Source organism: Arthrobacter sp. D2-10, assembly GCF_054161285.1.
Genome location: NZ_CP096431.1, coordinates 268,632 through 288,877, shown reverse-complemented (window position 1 = coordinate 288,877; position 20,246 = coordinate 268,632). Strand labels below are relative to the sequence as shown.

Sequence of the window (20,246 nt, the reverse complement as noted above, 5' to 3'; positions counted from 1 at the left end):
GATACACCCTCCAGGAAAGGTGGCCATTCCATGGCTGACCGCACTTTCGGCTTCCGCACCCGTGCCCTGCACGCCGGTGGCACCCCTGACGCCACGCACGGCGCCCGGGCGGTGCCGATTTACCAGACCACGTCCTTCGTGTTCAAGGACACGAACGACGCCGCGAACCTCTTCGCGCTGCAGAAGTACGGCAATATCTACTCCCGCATCGGCAACCCCACCGTCGCGGCGTTCGAGGAGCGCATCGCCTCCCTCGAGGGCGGCATCGGTGCGGTCGCGACGGCGTCGGGCATGAGCGCCGAGTTCATCACCTTCGCAGCGCTGTGCCAGGCCGGCGACCACATCGTCGCGGCGTCCCAGCTCTACGGCGGCACGGTGACCCAGCTCGACGTGACGCTCCGGCGCTTCGGCATCGACACCACCTTTGTCCCGGGAACTGATCCAGCGGACTACGCGGCCGCCATCCAGGAGAACACCAAGGCGGTCTACGCCGAGGTCATCGCCAATCCGAGCGGCGAGATCGCCGACATCGCCGGGCTAGCCAAGATAGCGCACGACGCCGGTGTTCCCCTGATCATCGATTCCACCCTGAGCACGCCGTACCTGATCCGTCCGCTCGAGCACGGCGCGGACATCGTGATCCACTCGGCCACCAAGTTCATCGGCGGCCACGGCACCACGCTGGGCGGCGTCATCGTCGAAAGCGGGCGGTTCAACTGGGGCAACGGCAAGTTCCCCACCATGACCGAGCCCGTCCCGTCCTACGGAAACATCCAGTGGTGGGCCAACTTCGGCGAGTACGGCTTCCTCACCAAGCTGCGTACTGAGCAGTTGCGTGACATCGGGCCGTCGCTGTCGCCGTCGTCGGCTTTCCAGCTCCTGCAGGGCGTGGAGACGCTGGCGCAGCGCGTCGATGAGCACGTCGCCAACGCGCAGGCCGTGGCCGAGTGGCTCGACAACGATCCCCGGGTCGAGTACGTGAACTACGCGGGGCTCGCCTCGCACGTGCACCATGAGCGGGCGAAGCAGTATCTACCCCAGGGACCCGGTTCGGTCTTCAGCTTCGGCGTGAGAGGCGGGCGGGAGGCCGGTCAGAAGTTCATCGAGTCGCTGCAGCTTGCCTCGCACCTGGCCAACGTTGGAGATGCCCGGACACTGGTCATCCACCCGGGCTCCACGACGCACCAGCAGCTGTCCGCGGAGCAGCTCGTGGCGGCAGGCATTCCTGAGGATCTCATCCGGATTTCCGTGGGGCTGGAGGACCTTGAGGACATCCTGTGGGACCTCGACCAGGCGCTGGACACGGCGGTGGCAGGAACGCCCGCCCACCTCGAAGAAGCGCTCGAATTCAAGAACGAGGGAGTGAAGGCATGAGTACGCAGGAACGTTCCTGGGAGGGGCCCTCTGCACCGGAGCGCCTCAACATCCTCCGCAATGCCAGATCGATCGCCATTGTCGGGGCGTCGGACAAGCCCTCGCGGGCGTCCTACTTCGTCTCGACGTACCTGCAGTCGTCCGCACCGTACCGGCTGTACTTCGTGAACCCGACCGCAACCGAAATCCTCGGGCAGCCGGTCTACAAGTCCCTGGCAGACCTGCCGGAGCAGCCGGACATCGTGGACGTCTTCCGGAAGCACGACGATCTGCCCTCGGTCCTCGAGGAAGCCAAAGCGGTCGGTGCCAAGACCCTGTGGCTCCAGCTCGGTTCCTGGCACGAGGACGTCGCCCGGGACGCCGAGGCCGCAGGGATGAACGTGGTGATGGACCGCTGCGTGAAGATCGAGCACGCGCGCTTCCATGGCGGGCTGAACCTGGCCGGCTTCAACACCGGCGTCATTTCTTCGAAGCGGCAGGTCACCGCTTAGTGGTTTAAACGGAAGGGCTTCAGCGGGAGGGCTCCGCACTCGGCGCGGGCTTCGGTGTTCCTCCGGGAACTGTGAGTCCGGGCGGATCGACTGGAAGGACGGAGCGGGGCGTCGGAACCGGGCGGGGAGCCTCGACGGGCAACTCCGGGAGCTCAACCGGCGGAACAACTCTGCGTTCCACCTCAGGCAGGTCTTTGCTGGTCCCCTTCCGGTCCGCCGGGGCGTGGTTCTCAGGCTCGGCGCTGGTCGTGGGCTCTGGGGCCGCCGGTGAGCCTTCCCCGCCCCGGGTGCCCGGCTCCACTGCGCCCGGTCCCTCAGGAGCCGGCGCGGACACCGGCGCCTGAGGGACCGGCGTTACGTCCGGAGCGGGAACCGGCGCGGGCTGAGCTGGGTCGGGCTGCTTGTCCGAGGCGGGTTCGGCAGGTTCCGACGGCGCCACCCAGCGGATCACGGACTCGATCGCGGTCTCGACGGCGTTGCCCGGACCGAGCGCGGCCACTCCCCCCATACCTGCAGCCATAGCGAGCACGACGACGCCGCCCACCGCTGCACCCCGACGCTTGGCCTTGCGAGATGGCAGCGGAATAACATTTCCGCCGGTATGGGACTCCGACGAGCGGTCACCAGGTACCGCTGCCTGACGCATGGCTTCAGCGAGCGCAGGCGAGATCGGCGGCGCCGGCCGCTGACCGACACCCCTGAGTTCAGCGAGCGCAACAGTCAGTTCTTCGGAGGCAACGACGTCGGACTCGGCAAGCAGGTTCCGCGCCGCCGCCCGGGAGCTGGGGTCATGCACCATGGTTGCTCGAATCCTTATCGACAAGAAGTTGTTTGAGTTTGTGGAGTCCGCGACGCTGCAGCTGTTTCACTGCACCGGTTGATTTCCCGAGCACGCGTGCCACCTCATCGAGCGGCAGGTCCGCGACGATCCGCAGGGCGAGCACATCGCTCTGGTCGCTGTTCAGGGAGCGGAGGTGCCCGAGGGCTCCTTCGGCGGTGAGGTTGCCCAGGGCAGAGGACTCAGCGGACGCCGTCGTCCGGTGGTCTACAGAAGGATCATAGGAAAACAGGGCGGGCCGACGGGTGCGTCTCCGGGTTTCATCGACGTGACGCGCGTGCGCCATGGAGAAGGCGAAGGTGCGCAGGCCCTGCTCGCCGCCCGTGATGGAAGGCAACCTGCTGAACAGGGCGAGAAAGACGTCCTGCGTGAGTGCTTCGGGATCCTCCGAGCCGCGGGCGGTCAGGTAGCCGAGGATCCTCGGCGAAAGTTCAGTGTAGATACGGTTCAACGCCTCAGTGTCGCCTGCCTGGGCAGCGCCCAGCAGATCGTCCGTCAGCGTGGAACTCACATGTACCTCTCGATCCGGGGGCGGGTGCGGCATTGCGCCGCACCCAAACCCCGCAATCCTAGCGACGCAGCGTTAGCGGCGCGAACCCTCAACCTTGGCTTCAGCACCAACCTCAACGCCGGCTCCTACCGCGACCTCGGGCAGGGTAACCTCAGCCGGAACAGCGGGCACGGCCGGGGTCGCGGGTGCACCGTCAACGCCAGGCACGGCGGGCGCAGCCGGAACCGCGGGGACAGCTACCCCGGAACCACGCACGTCGGCGTCGGCTTCGGCGTCGACCTCAGCCTCTGCATTGGCTTCGGCATCTTCGGCTGCTTTGACATCCGCGGCGGCCTGAGCGGAAGCGGCGGGCGATGCCGGAACAGCCGGTACGGCAGGCACGGCAGGGGTCGCCGGTACGGCCGGTACATCTTCCTCGGAAACCGTAGGAACGGCGGGCAGGGCGGGAACGGCGGGCACGGCAGCCTCGGCGGGTGCCACGACCGCAGTTACTTCAGCAGCACCGTCGGCAGCGCCTTCAACGGAGGGAGCGGCAACTGCGACGCCCGCACCGCCGACGGCGATGACGGCGGCAAGGGCGGCGCCCTTGGCGGGCAGGCTGAGGGCGCTGAAACGATCGTGCAGGTTCATGGAACTCCTTGGTCGGTCTTGATCATGAGGTTGGGGGTGCACCGCCCTCGCTGGGGGACGAAGCGGCGCACCCTCACATGCAGGTAATCGACGCAGCGATGCCGCGGGTTACGCACATTCCAAAGAACTTTCAGGCTTCGTCGAATAGTGGCTGAAAATTATTGATAGTGGTCTTTTCTGCCACTGTTGGGGCAGGGAGGCGAGGAGGACCATCGAGGTATGGAAATCATCGTCGTACTGGTTCTGCTGGCCGCACTCACCGCGGCTGTCCTCCACACCGTCCGCACGGACGGCAGGGGGCACACTCCCTCGATCTTCTCCCACACGGGCTGGGGAGATTCGGCACTGCCTAGCCGCTCCTACTCGAATCCAACGCCGGAGGGGGTGTAAGGCCATGGAGCTCCTTGTCATCCTGGGAGTACCGCTGGCGCTGTTCGCCTACATCGGCCGCACCTCGGTCCCCGCGTCCGAGCGCATACCGCTCTCCTCCTGGCGCCTGCCGGACCTCGCACGGAACGTATGGATCGGGCTGATCGTGTGCGCCGTGGAGACACCGCTCGACCGCACCATGGAAGAAACATTCAACACATACCGCTACTGAGTCGGGCGCAATATAACGTCAAACAACCGCTACACGGCGGGAATCACGCCTAGTCCGACTAGGTTAGGGATGATTACTGGCGGGCACCGTAGGTGCCCGGACACCCGGATACCTACGGAGTAAACCGATGAGTCCCAGCCCGGTTCCACCCTCACACACGGCGCTCAAACGGGCTTCGACGCCGCTGCCCGTCTCCTTCGTGAAGCTGCACGCCGAGGGCCTCCGCGATGTCAGTCTCGATATCCGCGCCGGCGAGGTGCTCGCGTTCGTGGGCACAGAGAACGACGGTGCCTCCCGCCTCCTGCGCGCGGCCGCCGGACTGGATCACCCACAGTCGGGCTCGGTGCTGGTGGGCGGGGAACCTGTCCGGCGCACGGACGACCGCTGCTCCTGGACCCCCAGGGACGCCGGCCTGCAGCCGACCCATTCATTGCAGGCCAACCTCGCACTGGGCCTCCGCAAGGGTTCCAGCGCCAGCGAGGGCAAGGCGAAAATTGCCGAGCTTCTCGATCTCGCAGGGCTTCACCGGTTCGCCAAGCTTCTTCCCACCGATGTGACCGCCGAGATCGTGCGGCGCGCGGCCCTGGCCCGGGCACTGGCGAGCGGACCCGGCGTAGTGTTGCTCGACCACCCGTTCGCGGCCGTCGAGGGCGCTGCCCGGACAGTGCTGCACAACGTGCTGCAGACCCTCCACCGAGCCCTCCCGACCACGGTCCTCCTTGCAACCAACAGCATGGAGGAAGCGGTGCGGCTTGCCGACCGGGTTGTGGTCCTCGGCCGCAGCGCCGCCGAGGAAGTATCCGGAGCGCTTTCCATCTGCGAAATCCGGGACGGGCAGCGCAAGCAGCGCTGACGTCGGAGCTCAGGTGCGTTCAGCGCCCCAGCATGGGCGGCACTGGCCAGGACAGCACCGCGGGCGGGCACTGAAACACCGGCGCAATTTCGGCTTGACCGGATACAAATCGAAAGCCGTTGTGTAAACTCGTAAGCACACTTACGGTCGGGTAGCTGGTATCCAACGAGCTAACGCGCCGGAATGTGGAGCTGCCGGCGCGTGCCGCTGGAGCAGCGTTGGGAGATACAGGTGCAACACACCAACAACTGGCTGAGATATACCGCTGCGGTAGCACTGTTCATCGGAGCGACGTTCGCCGCCGCACCGGCCGCCAATGCGGACCATGACTCCGGCGGTGACACTTCCCCGTCGGGACCGGCTACGGGTCCCAGCAACGAGCCGCCGGAGGAAGACAACCGGGGTCGGGGTGGCCGCGACGAGCCGCCCGTGGCACCCGCACCCCCTCCCGAGCCCCCCGTGGAGGAGCCGTCCCCCGAGCCCCCCGTGGAAGGGCCAGCACCTGCCCCGGCACCCGCACCGGCGCCGGCACCTGACAAACCACCGCCGCCACCGCCCGCTCCAGCGCCCGAACCTGAGCCTGCCCCCGAGCCTGAGCCCGCGCCGGCCCCCAAGCCCGCACCTGCCCCGGCGCCTCCCGTCCAACAGGCGCCGGCACCGGTCGTTCCCCAGCAGCTCATAGTCCCCGCCCCGCCCCAGGTCTATACAGTGCCGGTGGAGGTGGTTCCCGTCGAGGAACCCACCCCTGCGGAGAAAACAAAGGCAGCCAAGAAGCTGGCCCCGTTCGCGATGCCGCCCTATGCCTGGGCGCCTATGTACGAGCCACCGGAGGAAAGCGAGTCGCCTGACCCGGCGCCCGTCGCTGGAAGCGGGACACCCGGCACCGAAGCAGCCGGGTTCCCCATCCTGCCCAGTGTCAGCGCGGGGTTGATCGCGCTGTTGGCCGCGGCCATGGTTGTTCTCGCAAGGCGGTCCCAGGGACCACGGGGAATCAGCGCCCCATAACGGCGGCCGTGAACGGGTTGGTGAAGATGCCGTCAGGGTCCAAGCGCTTCGCGAGTAGCCGGAAGTCCTCGAGGCGCGGGTAGAGCCGGTCAAGGTCGTGGGCACCAGGGGTGAACAGCTTGCCCCAGTGCGGCCGTGCTGAGTACGGCTCAAGCGCCGCCTCCAGCTTCGGCAGGAGCGCTTCGACAGCAGGCTGGTCCTGAACCCAGGTGAAGTGGAGGCCCACTGCATCGGTCCTGTAGCTCGAGCTGAGCCACAGCTCGTCGGCGGCTACCGTGCGGATCTCGTTGACCTGCAGGAGCGGGACGATCTCCGCGCTGAGCTCCCGCACGGCACTGATGGCGTCAACGGCACGATCCCGGGGAACCAGGTACTCGGACTGCAGCTCCACGCCGTTGCTCGGCGTGAAGTCGAGCTTGAAGTGCGGCAGACGGTTGTACCAGGGGCCGGGCATTCCCAACTGCGGGGTGCAGCCGATGGCCGGCAGCCCGGGCAGCGGGTGCCTCTCGTCGTCGGCAGGGAGTGCACCGAACAGGGTCTCCCCCAGCGGCGCATCACGGTCAGGGCGCCGCTTCACCCACACCGAGTCGGCGACGTCAGGATCCCGCCACGTGGTAAAGACGCTGACGCTGTAAGCGGCGCCCGTCACGCCGTCGAAATCATGGAGCAGATTCTCAAGCGGCAAACGCTCGTAGACCGTCTGCTCCACCTCGAATGCCGGTTCGATCTCCAGCTCCACGCTCGTGACGATTCCCAGGGCACCCAGATTGATGACGGTACCGGCGAAGTCCGGATCACCCGCTGCAAAGCGCACCAGCTCCCCGCCTCCGCTCACCAGTTCCAGTCCGACGACGGCGGCAGCCAGGCTGCGGTTCCGGTTGCCGGAACCATGGGTCCCTGTGGCAACCGCTCCACCTACCGAGATATGCGGCAGCGAGGCGAGGTTCGCCAGCGCGAAACCTTCCTTCTCCAGCTCCCCCGCCAGCTCGCCGTATCGGATGCCGGCTCCGACGGTCACGGTGGAGCGTTCACGGTTGATGCTGACCGGACCGGTCAGGGCTGCCGTCGACAGGAGCTCCGACGTGCCGTCCGCAATGTCATTGAAGGAATGCCGCGATCCCAGCGCCCGGATGGACGGTGAAGCCGCAACGAGCCGCCGGACCTCATCAACCGTGGACGGGTGGTGCACGGTGGAAGCGCCATAGGCGAGATTTCCCGCCCAGTTGGTGCCGACGTCGTTCGCCATGTGCCTGCTCCTGATTTCGTTGAAATTGCAGGACACGCCCCTTACAGCTGGGTATAAGGGGCGTGTCCTGTGAACTGGTTGGGACGGAGCTACTTCAGCGCGTTGGATGCTTTGCGCTTGTTGAAGACGTCGAAGGCGACGGCGAGCAGGAGCACCATTCCCTTGATGAACTGCTGGTAGTCGGTGCCGACACCCATCAGGGACATACCGTTGTTCAGCACGCCCATGATCAGGCCACCGGTGATGGCCCCGACGACGGTGCCGACTCCACCGGTAACCGCAGCACCGCCGATGAACGCTGCCGCGATGGCGTCGAGTTCGAACAGGTTGCCTGCACCAGGCCCGGCCGAGTTCAGGCGTCCGGTGAAGACCAGTCCGGCGAGGGCCGCGAGCACACCCATGTTCACGAAGAGCATGAAGTCGATGCGCTTGGTGTTCACGCCTGAGAGCTGGGCTGCCTGCAGGTTACCGCCGCGGGCGTAAATGTGGCGGCCGAAGACGGCCCGGTTCATCACCAGGCTGTAGACCACCACGAGGATGCCCAGCAGAACCAGGACGATCGGGGTACCGCTGCGCGAGCTGGCAAGCAGGTAGGTCAGGCCCAGAATGACGATGACGCCGAAGGCCAGCTTGGTCATGAACCAGCCGAAAGGCTCTGTTTCAAGGTTGAGCTTGGCGCGGGTTTGCCGTCCGCGGAGCTGGCTGATGACCAACAGTGCAGCGGCGATGATCCCGAGGCCCACCGTGGTCCAGTCCAGGATGTTGGTCTCGGCCGGGAACAGACCCGGGAAGAGGAAGCCTCCGCCGAGCTGGCGGTACTCCGTGGGGAAGCCGCTGATGCGCTGGTTCTCAAGCGTGATCTGGGTCAGACCACGGAAGATGAGCATGCCGGCGAGCGTCACGATGAACGCCGGTATACCGACGTACGCCACCCAGAAGCCCTGCCAGGCACCGACGAGACCGCCGATCAGCAGGGACACGAGAATGGCTGCCCACCACGGAAAACTCCAGTCCTGGATCATCACACCGGACATCGCGCCGACGAAAGCCGCAACCGATCCGACAGACAGGTCGATATGCCCAGCGATAATGATCATCACCATACCGATGGCCAGGAGCAGGATGTAGCTGTTCTGCACGATGATGTTCGAGACGTTGTCCGGCTGCAGCAGTGCACCCCGGGTGAGGACCTGGAACAGTCCCACGATGACCAACAGTGCTACGAAGATACCGATCTGCCGCAGCCTGCTGGTGAAGAAAGCGAACCCGCCCGCGACGGTCGGAGGCGGCGCCTTCGTCAGTTCGGCGTCCTTGACGGTGGTTGCCATGGAATTAGTCCTTTTCCTTGGTCATGTGTTGCATGAGGTATTCGGGGGTAGCGTCGGCGATGGGAACCTCCGCAGTAATGACGCCTTCGGCGAGCGTGTAGATGCGGTCGCAGATGCCGAGCAGTTCGGGAAGCTCGGAGGAGATCACGATGATTGCCTTACCCTCGGCGGCGAGCCGGTTGATGATCGTGTAGATCTCGTACTTGGCTCCGACATCGATTCCGCGGGTGGGCTCGTCGAGGATGAGAACGTCCGGGTCGGCGAACATCCACTTCGAGAGCACAACCTTCTGCTGGTTGCCTCCGGAAAGTTTGCCCGTCACCGCAGCCACCGAGGGGGCCTTAATGTTCATCGACTTGCGGTAGTCGTTTGCCACGATCGTTTCGCGGGACCCATCGACCCAGCCCCGGGTGGCCAGCTTGTTCAGTGCCGCCCCGGAGATGTTCCGCTTGATGTCATCCAGCAGGTTCAGGCCGTAGCGTTTCCGGTCCTCGGTCGCATAGGCGATGCCATGCTTGATGGCATCCCCCACCGTCTTGGCCTGGATCTGCTTGCCGTTCTTGTACAGCGAGCCGCTGATGTTCGAGCCGTAACTCTGGCCGAAGACGCTCATGGCCAGCTCGGTACGCCCGGCCCCCATGAGGCCGGCGATACCCACGATCTCACCGGCACGTACCGACAGGTGTGCCTTGTCGATCACCACGCGGGAGTGCTCCTGCGGATGGTGGACGGTCCAGTCCTCGACGCGGAAGATCTCGTCGCCGATGGAGGGGGTGCGTTCGGGATAGCGGTGTTCCATGTCGCGGCCCACCATGCCCTTGATGATGCGTTCCTCGGTCACCGACCCGTCGTGCAAACTCAGGGTTTCAATAGTGCGGCCATCGCGGATGATGGTCACGGAATCGGCGATCGCCCGGATCTCGTTGAGCTTGTGGCTGATGATGATGCAGGAGATCCCCTGTTGGCGGAGGTCGCTCACCAGACCCAGCAGGTGCGCCGAATCCTCATCGTTTAGGGCCGCCGTCGGCTCATCGAGGATGAGCAGCTTGACGTCCTTGGAGAGAGCCTTGGCGATCTCCACGAGCTGCTGCTTGCCGACACCGATTTCCCCGGCCCGGACTGTCGGATTGAGGTTCAGTCCGACCCGGCGCAGCAGCTGCGCGCCCATGGTGTTGGTTTCATTCCAGTGCACCAGCCCGTTCTTCGCGCGCTCGTTGCCGAGGAAAATGTTCTCGGCAACGGACAGGAAAGGCGAGAGCGCCAGCTCCTGGTGGATGATCACCACGCCGTGCTGCTCGCTGTCCTTAATGTCCTTGAACTCGACGGTCTTGCCCTCGAGGACAATGTCGCCGTCATAAGTGCCGTGGGGGTACACGCCGGAGAGTACTTTCATCAGCGTGGACTTACCCGCGCCGTTCTCTCCGCAGATTGCGTGGACTTCACCACGGGCCACTTCGAGACTGACTTCCTGAAGCGCCTTGACGCCAGGGAATGTCTTGGTGATGCCGCGCATCTCGAGGATATGTTCTGCCATGATGCTTCCTTACATCGTGCGGGAAACTGCTGTGGCCGGCGGCGGAGGCCACCGGCCACAGCATCGGAGGGAAGGTCCTACTGGACTTCTTCGGCGGTGTAGTAGCCGCTGTCGATGAGGACTTCCTCGTAGTTGTCCACGGTCACGATCTGCGACTCGAGCAGGAAGGAAGGCACAATCTTCTCGCCGTTGTCATAGGTCTCGGTGTCGTTGACCTCAGGCTCTTCACCCTTCATGAGTGCGTCAACCATCGTGACTGCCCGCTCACCGAGTTCGCGAACGTCCTTGAAGATGGTCGAGTACTGCTCACCGGCCACGATGGACTGTACAGAACCAACCTCGGCGTCCTGGCCGGTGACCACGGGAAGGTCATCCGCCGAGTACCCGCCGGAAGTCAGCGCCGAGATGATGCCGATGGAGAGGCCGTCGTACGGAGACAGCACGCCCTCGAGGGTCTCTCCGCCGCCGACGGTCAGGAGGTCTTCCATGCGGTCCTGGGCGGTGTCGGGGAGCCAGCGGAGGATTGCTGCCTGCTCGAAGTCCGTCTGGCCGCTCGGTACGCGCAGGACGCCGCTGTCCAGGTAAGGCTGCAGCGTCTCCATTGCGCCGTCCCAGAAGAACGTGGCGTTGTTGTCGTCGGGGCTACCCGCGAACAGCTCGACGTCGAACGGGCCTTCCTCGCCGGTTTCCTCACCGTTCTCGTCCAGCACGCCGAGGCCGATCAGCAGCGAGGTTGCCTGCTGCACGCCCACCTCGAAGTTGTCGAAGGTGGTGTAGTAGTCGACAGTTTCCGAGCCGTTGATGAGACGGTCGTACGCGATGACCGGGATGTCCTGGCTTTCGGCGGTATCCAGCACGCTGGTCAGCGTGGTTCCGTCGATGGAAGCGATCACGAGCGCCTTGGCGCCGCCGTTGATCATGTTCTCGATCTGCGACACCTGGGTGGGAATGTCGTCGTTGGCGAACTGCAGGTCGACCTCGTAGCCCAGTTCCTCGAGCTTGGTCTTGATGTTCTCGCCGTCGGCGATCCAGCGTTCAGACTGCTGGGTCGGCATGGCAACGCCGATCCGTGCACCCTCGTTGGATCCTTCCTCGGCGGCTTCGCCACCACCGCCGCGGCTGCCGCCGCCGCAGGCCGAGAGGGATAGCGCCAAGGCACTGGCCGCAGCCACTCCCATAAGCATGTTCTTCTTCATGTTGTTCCTTCCCTTGCCGGGCACCGGTGCCCGGAAGATCCTTGCATCCACGGGGACGGACGGTCCCCGCAGTACTGAATGGCTATGTGAGCGGTCACAGCTAGCGCAACAATAGGCCGTCACGGCTGCGCTGGGAATGACCGATCACGATCGTTATCCTGCTGTTACTAGAGCTTCTGAGCCAGGCGGTAGTACGCAGCGTTCCACCGCAGCTCGCGCTGGAACTCACGCAGCGTCGTCGTGCTGTCGATGCGCAGCAGTTCAGTGCCGGCGATTTCTGCGAAGTCCTCGAAGACATCGAGCCCGACGGCAGTGCTCATCACGGTGTGATGAGCAGCTCCCGCGCTCAGCCATGCCGCCGCGGATGTTGCCAGATCCGGCTGGGGCTTCCAGACGGCACGGGCCACCGGCAGGTTCGGCAGGGGCGCATCGGGCAGGACAACCTCGACGGCGTTGGCCGTGAGACGGAAGCGGTCGCGCATGTCGGACATAGCGACGACGACGGCGTCCCCGGGGTCGGTGTCGAACACCAGCCGTACGGGGTCTTCCTTGCCGCCGATCCCCAGAGGGTGAACCTCAAGGGTGGGCTTCGAGGTGGTCAGGGTGGGACAGATCTCCAGCATGTGGGCGCCGAGGATCTTCTCCTCCCCAGGCACTAGATGGTAGGTGTAATCCTCCATCAACGATGCGCCGCCGGGAAGACCCGCGCCCATCACCTTGGCCGCGCGGACCAGCACCGCAGTCTTCCAGTCACCCTCTGCACCGAAGCCGTAACCGGCGGCCATGAGGCGCTGGACCGCGAGTCCCGGGAGCTGGCGCAGGCCGCCGAGGTCTTCGAACGTCGTCGTGAAGGCTCCGAACGAGCCGCCCTCGAGGAACGACTTCAGCGCCAGTTCCTGCCGCGCCCCGTACCGGAGGGATTCGTGACGGTCGCCTCCGCGCCGGAGTTCGGGCACGACGTCGTAGGCCGCCTCATACTCCTCCACCAACGCGTCGATGTCGGAGTCCTGCTGCGCCTCGACGACGTCGACCAGCTCATTGACGCCCCACGTGTTGATGGAGGTCCCGAAGCGCAGTTCCGCCTCAGTCTTGTCGCCCTCGGTGACGGCGACGTTGCGCATGTTGTCACCGAAACGGGCGACCTTGAGCTCGTGCACGGCAGCCCAGCCCGCCGCAGCACGGGACCAGGTAGCGATCTGCGCGGTCACGGCCGGGTTGGAGACGTGTCCGACGACGGTCTTCCGCGCCACGGAGAGCCGTGTCTGGATGTAACCGAACTCGCGGTCGCCGTGGGCGGCCTGGTTCAGGTTCATAAAGTCGAAATCGATGTCGGCCCAGGGCAGTTCGACGTTGATCTGCGTGTGCAGGTGCAGCAGGGGCTTGCGCAGGGTGTCGAGCCCGGCGATCCACATCTTGGCGGGGCTGAAGGTGTGCATCCACGCAATGACGCCGATGGTGTTGTCACTGGCGTTCGCCTCAAGCGCCATCCGCCGGATGGACCCCGAGTCTTTCAGCGTAGGCTTCCACACGACCTTGACCGGGACATCGGAGTCCTCGATCATTTTCACGATCTGCTGCGACTGATCCGCGACCTGGCGGAGTGTCTCGTCGCCGTAGAGGTCCTGGCTGCCGGTCAGGAACCAGATCTCGTATTCATCAAGGGAGGTCTTCAGGGTAGTCACAGTGCGGCTCCGGTTCCTGCGGGCGTCGACTGCCCGTAAACGTTCTGATAGCGGTCAAAAAGGGATTCGATGTGGCGCTGTTCGATGGGCAACGGGTCTCCCAACTGGCGGGAGATGTGAATGGTCCGGGCGACATCCTCGAGCATCACGGCTGCCTTGACGGCGTCACGGGCATCCTTGCCGATGGTGAACGGTCCGTGGTTCTGCATCAGGACCGCCCGGGAGCGGTGGCCGGTGAGAGTCTCGACGATTCCCCGGCCGATCGAGTCATCTCCGATGATCGCGAAGGGTCCCACCGGGATTTCACCGCCGAACTCATCGGCCATGGCCGTGATGACGCATGGGATGGACTCGCCGCGGGCGGCCCACGCGGTGGCATAGGTGGAGTGGGTGTGCACCACTCCGCCTACCCGCGGCATGTTGCGGTAGACGTAGGCATGCGCTGCGGTGTCGCTGGAGGGTGACCGCTCGGAGCCCGGCGATCCCGCGATGACGTTGCCTTCAAGATCGCAGAGGATCTGATTCTCCGGTGTCAGCTCGTCGTAGTCGACGCCGCTGGGCTTGATGACAAAGAGGTCCATTCCCGGCACGCGCCCGGAGACATTGCCACCGGTCCACACAACGAGGTTGTACCGGACCAGTTCGGCGTGCAGCTTGGCCACATCCCGCCGAACGGCGTTGATGGCGTCCAGTTCACGATCAGTGAAGGACTCAGTGGTGCTAGTCATGCGTTAGACCATCGCTTTCGGGTAGGCGGTCCGGTGGAGTTCCTGGGGTACCGCTTCGCGTCTTTGTCGCCACGACGGAAGCTGCCAACCTTCCCAGCACCCTGCATTGGGAACTACCCGATGTGACCGTTCACACTATATGCTGGACCCAGCGTTTGGTGTCAAGCAACCCAGGATCAGACAGTCGGTACCGTTGCGGTTGGTCCTGAACCGATAGGCCCCCACCCAGTTGGTTTCCTGCAGGCATGCGTCTGAGCATGCGTGTTCAATCGAAGGAGATTCTGTTCATGACTGACCCCAAGGACGTAATTGCCGCGGGCCGTGCCTGCCTCGGAATCGAGCTCGGATCGACACGCATCAAGGCGTGCCTGGTCGGCGAGGATCCTTCGACTGTTCTGGCTGTAGGCAGCCACGACTGGGAAAACAAGCTGGTCGACCGCCTCTGGACCTACTCCCTGGAAGACGTGTGGACGGGTATCCAGGCGGCCTACGCGGACCTGCTCGCCGACGTCGAAGGCCGTTACGGCACACGGCTGGAGAACCTGGGCGCCATCGGCGTCTCGGCAATGATGCACGGCTATCTGGCCTTCGACGATGCGGACAAACTCCTCGTCCCCTTCCGCACCTGGCGCAACACCAACACCGGACCGGCCGCAGCCGAACTCACCAAACTCTTCGGGGTCAACATTCCCCTGCGGTGGTCTATTGCACACCTGCATCAGGCAGTGCTGGACGGTGAACCGCACGTGTCGCAGATTCGCTCCATCACGACTCTCGCCGGCTATGTGCACCGCGAGTTGACCGGGCGGAAGGTTCTTGGCGTGGGCGATGCCTCCGGAATGTTCCCCATCGACTCCCGCACCAACAACTACGACGCCGAACTGCTGGCGCGCTATGACAGCCTGGCACCCCAAACAGCCCCCGGTCTGACCCTTTCCGAACTCCTTCCCGACGTACTGGTGGCAGGACAGCCTGCAGGCGAGCTCACAGCTGAAGGAGCCGCACTTCTGGACCCCACGGGCACCCTCCAGCCCGGAGCGCTGCTCTGCCCGCCGGAGGGTGACGCCGGTACCGGAATGGTGGCAACCTGCTCGGTTGCTCCCCGCACCGGGAACGTCAGCGCCGGCACAAGCATCTTCGCGATGGTGGTACTCGAACGTCCACTCCAGCAGGTGCACCACGAACTGGATCTGGTAACAACTCCTTCCGGCGATCCGGTGGCCATGGTGCACTGCAACAACGGTGCCAGCGAGCTCGCCGCATGGGTGGGACTCTTCTCCCGCTTCGCGGCGGCTTCCGGTGCGGTGTCCGCGTCCGGGGCTGCCCTGGAGCCGGATAATGTCTTCAACACACTCTTCCGTGAAGCGCTCGACGGCGCTCCAAACGCCGGCGGCCTGCTCGCCTACAATCACCTCGCCGGGGAGCCGATTGCTGAACTCTCTGAGGGCCGGCCGTTGTTCCTACGCACCCCTGACAGCGATTTCACCCTTGGCAATTTCATGCGTGCCCAGCTCTATGGAGTCTTCGGCACCCTCGCCCTGGGCATGCGCGTCCTGGCGGGCGAAGGCGTCGAGCTGGATCAGATGTTTGCACACGGAGGCATGTTCCGCACGGCAGGCGTGGCGCAGCGCTTCCTCTCCGGCGCTCTCGCCGCACCCGTCTCCGTCGCGGCGACCGCGTCCGAAGGCGGACCCTGGGGCATCGCGGTACTGGCTTCGTACGCCTCGGCCAACGCCGCCGGCAACGAGCTCGACCTGGACGCCTACCTGCGCAAGCACGTATTCGGCAGCGCGGAATTCGAAACAACTGAGCCTGACCCGGCCGACGTCGACGGCTTCGCCACCTACCTCGACCGCTACCACCGAGGCCTCCAGGTCGAACGCGCCGCAATCAGCGCCCTGCCCGTGGAATGAACGCGGACCAGCATCACGGTGGCCGTCGTGAGGCGTTCTACCTGGGTGCGGCCGCTGACCTGCGGACGATGAGTTCGGGCACCACCGTCCGGGAGGGATCCTGGACCGGAACCCCTAACTGGGTGAGCAGGTGCGCGACGCAGCGTCGTCCCAGCTCGGCGAAATCCTGGCGGACGGTGGTGAGGGGCGGCGCATAGTGCGCTGCATCGGGCACGTCATCGAATCCAACCACGCTCACATCCTCCGGGACGCGGAAACCGCTGTCACGGCAGGCGTGGATGAGCCCGAGCGCCATCTGGTCGTTGGAGGAGAAGACGGCTGTCGGCGGGTTCTTGGCGAGGAGGTCCTCACCGATCCGGAAGCCGCTGTCTGACGTCCAGTCCCCCGCGACGATCCGCGATGCATCGAGGCCCCAGTTCGCCATCTCAATACGGAATCCGCGGATTCTTTCCTTTGATTCGACCCAGCCTTCAGGGCCCGCGATGTGAGCGACCCTGCGGTGCCCGAGTTCCAGCAGGTGCCGGGTGGCAAGCCGCGCCCCGGCCACCTGGTCCACGGAAAGCCCGTGGTCGTCGGCGGGCGAGGTCGAATGCACGGTCACCATCGGTAGCCGGACCGGCAGGTGAGCCAGCTGACGCAGCGTGGCCTCCTGCGGCGCGAGGACGATCAGCCCTTCGACCGCATGATCGACCAGGCGCTCCAAGGCCTCCTTGAAGGCGTTCTCGTTGAGAGAGGTCAGCGTCGCGGTATCGATGAGGTAACCAGCACTGGCAGCGGCGGACTCGATCGCCGCCTGGGTTGACGCCGGACCGAAGTAGGCACCGTTCGTCACCAGCACACCGATCATGCCGGAACGGCTGGTCACCAGCGAGCGGGCGGCCCGGTTGGGCCGGAACTGCAGAGCCTCCATGGCGTCCAGCACACGCTGCCGGGTACCCTCCCGCAGACTGGGATGCCCGTTGATGACGCGGGAAACCGTCTGATGAGAGACACCCGCTGCCTTCGCGACGTCCCGAATGTTCGCCGAGCGGGCGCGCACGGCGGGCTTCGGGTGTGGAGATGACGACGGCGTCGACTCCTTGTTAACGGTCACACCGGAAACGGTACTGGATGAGTCAAGTGAACCGCACCTGAGTGCCGGTATATGAAGAAAAGCGCCTACTCTGCCGATTCAATGAAATGCGGAATGGTGCACTGCCGGAAAGAAAAGACGCTCTCATGCGCTGCCCAGTCATAAAAGGAGGCACATTTCCTAAATTCGTCCGAAAATGAACATAGGGAAGCACTATCAATTAAGAGGGTCCCATCTCCGGGCAGCAGTTTCCGGATTACCCGGGTGGCCGGATTATGGCTGAGGCCAGAATCCGGCCCGACCGCCGGCAGGGACGCCCAACATGTCCGTGTCAGGCGCTCCCACGCCGACCTCTGAGAGGAACCGGGCGAGCAGGGACAGCGCTGGGTCCGGACATGTTCGGCTTCCGGTCACCGCTGGTTCTTGCGGAGCTTCACGAACAGCAGCTCGCTGGACTCAGCCTTCGCCTTCTTCTGGGCTCTTTTCTCAAGGACGGTCTTTCCTTGCTTTTTCGCACCTGCGCTCCTGGGAGACTTACCTGACACGTCGATGACCGCCTTTCCTCTTCGATACCCAGACCATACCGACTTTATGTATTTAATCCAGTCCTGGGCGGAATCACGCTCTTGTTCCCGAATTATCGGGTAATTGCAGAAAGATAGAAATGGGTTATGCCCGAGGATTGCTTACAGCGAGTCCGTGGGCGCAGCCCGGTCATCGACTGCGGCCATGGACTTGTCGATTCGCTCAATGGCCGAATCGAGCCTCGCGACGGTGTCCCAGAGGCCGGTGTGCTGGTCTCGGACTTCCTCCAGCGTGAGACCGGACGACCGCAGGGTCGCCAGGTCGAAACTGACGTTCGTGCGGGCTCCGGTCACGGCTGCGCGAAGGGCGCCGAAAGCTACGACGACGTCGGCGATCAAGGCGCGGTTGCCCTCATTGGCGAGCCAGACCAGGTCGTCGATGGCGGTGATGGCACGATCACCGAGCCTCGCCGAGGACCGCGCTGCACCGAGTGACGCCTCGCGAATCGCCCGGTCACGTTCATCCCCAGGATCCAGCCGGAACGCCGCCCCGAAGGCGCGGGAGGCGGCGGCGTCGTCGTCGGCCAGTTGCAGAGCCCGCTGCCTGAGGTCCTGGGCGCGGGTGCGCAACTCCGTGAGGTGGTGCTCCTGATCGGTCTCGGCGTCGGTGTAGCCGGCCACCATGGACGTCAGCGAGGCGGCGATCGCGAGCATCACGCCCGCGCCTGCCCCACCGCCGGGTGAGCCGATGGATTCCGCGAGGGCACGGGTCCATTCCTCGACGGTGGACTTCTGCGTTGTGATCTCATCCGAATCAGCCATGGAGCAAGTCTGTCCTACGCGCGCGTGTCCGGGAAACGCTGGTTCACTGTCGGAGCCGGGTTCTATGCTGGCGCCATGCTCACGCAGAACCCGAGAATCGTTGCTTCGTGGGTGGCGGGGACCGCCATCCGCCACGCCACCCATAGACCGTTCGACCTCACTGCAGCAGTGGAGGAAGTGAAACGTATCGAGGGCGTCACCCCTGCGATTCTCGCGGAGGTCGCAGGCTTCTACCTGGGGTCCATTGAGGGCAAGCCCAGCAGCAGTTGGTCACACCCCCTGGCAGCCCAAATCTGTTTTGAGGCCGGAGCCGACCTCGCCCTCGTACCTGGAGCGATCGAGCGTGCGCGGGCACGGTCAAAGGTCGGCTGGTCCGGGATCACGCTGCCGGATGAGTCGGTGAGGCGCGGTGCAGAGTCAGCGCCTCCCCCGTCAACGCCGGCAGGAAGAAAAAGCTCCGGATCCGGACGCTAATTGTCCGCAACGGGTCGTACGGTGTGGAGCATGGCTATTGCACGGTTTCCCACCACTGTCATCGATTGTCCCGATCCCATCGCCCTCGCACGGTTCTATGGAGCCCTCCTCGACTGGAAGGTGAAGGAGGAGCCCGACTGGGTAGAAATCCAGGCGGAGTACGGCCAGTGCATCTGCTTCCAGAAGGTGGAGGACTACTCTCCGCCGGAATGGCCCGGGCAGCGCTCACCGCAGCAGATGCATCTGGACGTGATCGTCGACGATCTCGACACCGGCGAGGCCGCTGTGCTCGAACTGGGTGCAACCAGGCACGAGCACCAGCCCGGCACAACCTTCCGGGTGTTTCTCGATCCGGCAGGGCATCCGTTCTGCCTCTGTTCGGGCTGACCCTTCGAAAGCCCGTATCCCCCTCTGGCGGCCGGCGTCGGCTCAACCCAGCAGTAACGCCACCAGAAGGGATGCGGGCAGGGCCAGCAGCGAACTCACCAGAATAATGTCGCGAACCAGCGTCACCTTCAGGCCGAACTGGGCAGAGAACAAAAACACGTTCTGCGCTGTAGGCAGGGCCGCCATGGCCACCACACCGAGCAGCGCGGTCCCCTCGATCCGGAAGAGGTAGTAGGCAACCAACCAGGCGATCACCGGCATCAGTGCCAGCTTCACCACACTGCCCAGCACGACGTCGGCGCGCACGCTCCGCTGCGCCAGCGGCTTCTGCCCGCGAAGGCTCATCCCGAAGACCACGAGCAGCAACGGGATGGATGCCTGGCCGAGCATTTCCAGGGGTGTCCAGATGATGGGCGGCAACGTCAGTGAGGTGGCCGCGAACAACGCTCCTGCAGCAGTACCGGTGGTCACCGGATTAGCTACCGATCGCAGCACGGTCCGTCCCAGCGTCGGTGTCACCCCGTCGGGACCGGGGGCCGTCGTCGTACTCTTTCTGCCGCACCAGGCGAAGATGGTGAGAAAAACCGGGGCGATGACCAGCAGTTGCGCCAGCAGCACTGAAACCACCGGGGCTGAGCTACCCACCGCGTAGAGCGCGATCGGGATGCCGATGTTGCCTGCGTTGACGTAACAGGACGCCATGGCGCCGACTGCAGTCTGTGCGGCCTGTCGCTTAAGCGCGAACCGGCTCAGCAACGCATAGATCGCGCTGGTTATGGCGGCCACAACCAGCGCGATCGGCGTATAGACGCTGAGCACTTCGCTGAGTTCAGTCTCGGCAAGCAGGATGAACATCAGCGCCGGGTTGGTGATGTAGTAGATCACCGGGGTGAGTCCCTGCTGCATCGCGGCAGTCCGGGTAGGGAGGAGGATCGAGGCGACAATACCGACGCCGATCAGCAACAGCACAATGCCGAAGCCGAAAAGAACCCCCTCCACATACCCTCCTGACGCTACGAACTCACAACAATCCCCCT

General features: G+C 64.7%; 21 protein-coding genes. 9 read left to right on the top strand and 12 right to left on the bottom strand.

Annotation, left to right across the window (positions count from 1 at the left end; all coding sequences use genetic code 11):
- Positions 1-30 precede the first annotated feature (30 nt).
- A complete protein-coding gene (locus M1D74_RS01505) occupies positions 31-1,374 on the top strand; it encodes an O-acetylhomoserine aminocarboxypropyltransferase/cysteine synthase family protein (protein ID WP_309124678.1) in 1,344 nt (447 codons plus the stop codon).
- Complete coding sequence (locus M1D74_RS01500; protein ID WP_458116246.1) at positions 1,371-1,865, top strand: CoA-binding protein; 495 nt, start codon at positions 1,371-1,373, stop codon at positions 1,863-1,865. The genes M1D74_RS01505 and M1D74_RS01500 overlap by 4 nt, the downstream gene beginning before the upstream one ends.
- A 19-nt stretch (positions 1,866-1,884) precedes the next feature.
- Here the strand turns inward: M1D74_RS01500 and M1D74_RS01495 are convergent, their stop codons facing one another.
- From M1D74_RS01495 to M1D74_RS01485, 3 genes are all read right to left on the bottom strand, one after another.
- Complete coding sequence (locus tag M1D74_RS01495; RefSeq protein ID WP_458116245.1) at positions 1,885-2,664, bottom strand: hypothetical protein; 780 nt, start codon at positions 2,662-2,664, stop codon at positions 1,885-1,887.
- Positions 2,654-3,214, bottom strand: a complete 561-nt coding sequence (locus M1D74_RS01490) for an RNA polymerase sigma factor (RefSeq protein ID WP_309072146.1) — start codon at positions 3,212-3,214, stop codon at positions 2,654-2,656. Before M1D74_RS01490 ends, M1D74_RS01495 begins: the two co-directional genes overlap by 11 nt.
- 72 nt (positions 3,215-3,286) lie before the next feature.
- Positions 3,287-3,844 (bottom strand): hypothetical protein, encoded by a 558-nt coding sequence (locus tag M1D74_RS01485; RefSeq protein ID WP_458116244.1) that lies wholly within the window; start codon positions 3,842-3,844, stop codon positions 3,287-3,289.
- Positions 3,845-4,063: 219 nt separating this feature from the next.
- Here M1D74_RS01485 and M1D74_RS01480 point away from each other — a divergent pair, with 219 nt between their 5' ends.
- From M1D74_RS01480 to M1D74_RS01465, 4 genes are all read left to right on the top strand, one after another.
- Positions 4,064-4,234 (top strand): hypothetical protein, encoded by a 171-nt coding sequence (locus tag M1D74_RS01480; protein ID WP_309072144.1) that lies wholly within the window; start codon positions 4,064-4,066, stop codon positions 4,232-4,234.
- A 4-nt stretch (positions 4,235-4,238) separates the two neighbouring features.
- On the top strand, positions 4,239-4,445 hold the full coding sequence (locus M1D74_RS01475) for a hypothetical protein (protein WP_309072143.1): 207 nt from the start codon (positions 4,239-4,241) through the stop codon (positions 4,443-4,445).
- A 127-nt stretch (positions 4,446-4,572) separates the two neighbouring features.
- Positions 4,573-5,298 (top strand): ATP-binding cassette domain-containing protein, encoded by a 726-nt coding sequence (locus M1D74_RS01470; protein WP_458116243.1) that lies wholly within the window; start codon positions 4,573-4,575, stop codon positions 5,296-5,298.
- A gap of 231 nt (positions 5,299-5,529) precedes the next feature.
- Positions 5,530-6,303, top strand: a complete 774-nt coding sequence (locus M1D74_RS01465) for a hypothetical protein (protein ID WP_458116242.1) — start codon at positions 5,530-5,532, stop codon at positions 6,301-6,303.
- On the opposite strand, the gene M1D74_RS01460 is transcribed toward M1D74_RS01465, so the two are convergent.
- The 6 genes from M1D74_RS01460 to M1D74_RS01435 all read right to left on the bottom strand — a co-directional run bounded on the left by M1D74_RS01460 (position 6,290) and on the right by M1D74_RS01435 (position 14,017).
- Positions 6,290-7,549 carry an FAD-binding protein gene (locus M1D74_RS01460; protein WP_458116241.1) on the bottom strand — a complete coding sequence of 420 codons (1,260 nt, stop codon included), beginning with the start codon at positions 7,547-7,549 and terminating at the stop codon, positions 6,290-6,292. The genes M1D74_RS01465 and M1D74_RS01460 overlap by 14 nt on opposite strands.
- 89 nt (positions 7,550-7,638) lie before the next feature.
- Entirely contained in the window at positions 7,639-8,877 is a 1,239-nt protein-coding gene (gene mmsB, locus M1D74_RS01455) for a multiple monosaccharide ABC transporter permease (RefSeq protein ID WP_458116240.1), read from the bottom strand.
- A 4-nt stretch (positions 8,878-8,881) separates the two neighbouring features.
- Positions 8,882-10,411 carry a multiple monosaccharide ABC transporter ATP-binding protein gene (mmsA, locus tag M1D74_RS01450; RefSeq protein ID WP_458116239.1) on the bottom strand — a complete coding sequence of 510 codons (1,530 nt, stop codon included), beginning with the start codon at positions 10,409-10,411 and terminating at the stop codon, positions 8,882-8,884.
- A 77-nt stretch (positions 10,412-10,488) separates the two neighbouring features.
- On the bottom strand, positions 10,489-11,607 hold the full coding sequence (chvE, locus tag M1D74_RS01445; protein ID WP_309124517.1) for a multiple monosaccharide ABC transporter substrate-binding protein: 1,119 nt from the start codon (positions 11,605-11,607) through the stop codon (positions 10,489-10,491).
- Positions 11,608-11,774: 167 nt separating this feature from the next.
- Positions 11,775-13,289 (bottom strand): L-arabinose isomerase, encoded by a 1,515-nt coding sequence (araA, locus tag M1D74_RS01440; RefSeq protein ID WP_309071554.1) that lies wholly within the window; start codon positions 13,287-13,289, stop codon positions 11,775-11,777.
- Positions 13,286-14,017, bottom strand: a complete 732-nt coding sequence (locus tag M1D74_RS01435) for an L-ribulose-5-phosphate 4-epimerase (protein WP_309071555.1) — start codon at positions 14,015-14,017, stop codon at positions 13,286-13,288. Before M1D74_RS01435 ends, araA begins: the two co-directional genes overlap by 4 nt.
- 287 nt (positions 14,018-14,304) lie before the next feature.
- Between M1D74_RS01435 and M1D74_RS01430 the strand changes: the two genes are divergently transcribed.
- Positions 14,305-15,930, top strand: a complete 1,626-nt coding sequence (locus tag M1D74_RS01430; protein ID WP_458116238.1) for a xylulokinase — start codon at positions 14,305-14,307, stop codon at positions 15,928-15,930.
- 37 nt (positions 15,931-15,967) lie between these two features.
- On the opposite strand, the gene M1D74_RS01425 is transcribed toward M1D74_RS01430, so the two are convergent.
- Positions 15,968-17,023: a LacI family DNA-binding transcriptional regulator gene (locus M1D74_RS01425; protein WP_309071557.1), complete on the bottom strand. Its 1,056-nt coding sequence runs from the start codon at positions 17,021-17,023 to the stop codon at positions 15,968-15,970.
- Between the two features lie 665 nt (positions 17,024-17,688).
- Positions 17,689-18,348 (bottom strand): cyclodeaminase/cyclohydrolase family protein, encoded by a 660-nt coding sequence (locus M1D74_RS01420; RefSeq protein ID WP_458116237.1) that lies wholly within the window; start codon positions 18,346-18,348, stop codon positions 17,689-17,691.
- 75 nt (positions 18,349-18,423) lie between these two features.
- Here M1D74_RS01420 and M1D74_RS01415 point away from each other — a divergent pair, with 75 nt between their 5' ends.
- Together M1D74_RS01415 and M1D74_RS01410 are read left to right on the top strand one after the other, a co-directional pair.
- Positions 18,424-18,822, top strand: coding sequence for a hypothetical protein (locus M1D74_RS01415; protein WP_458116236.1), 399 nt, complete (start codon positions 18,424-18,426; stop codon positions 18,820-18,822).
- A 30-nt stretch (positions 18,823-18,852) separates the two neighbouring features.
- Positions 18,853-19,209, top strand: a complete 357-nt coding sequence (locus tag M1D74_RS01410) for a VOC family protein (protein ID WP_309071560.1) — start codon at positions 18,853-18,855, stop codon at positions 19,207-19,209.
- A 42-nt stretch (positions 19,210-19,251) separates the two neighbouring features.
- Here the strand turns inward: M1D74_RS01410 and M1D74_RS01405 are convergent, their stop codons facing one another.
- Positions 19,252-20,208 (bottom strand): AEC family transporter, encoded by a 957-nt coding sequence (locus tag M1D74_RS01405; RefSeq protein WP_309071561.1) that lies wholly within the window; start codon positions 20,206-20,208, stop codon positions 19,252-19,254.
- Positions 20,209-20,246 lie beyond the last annotated feature (38 nt).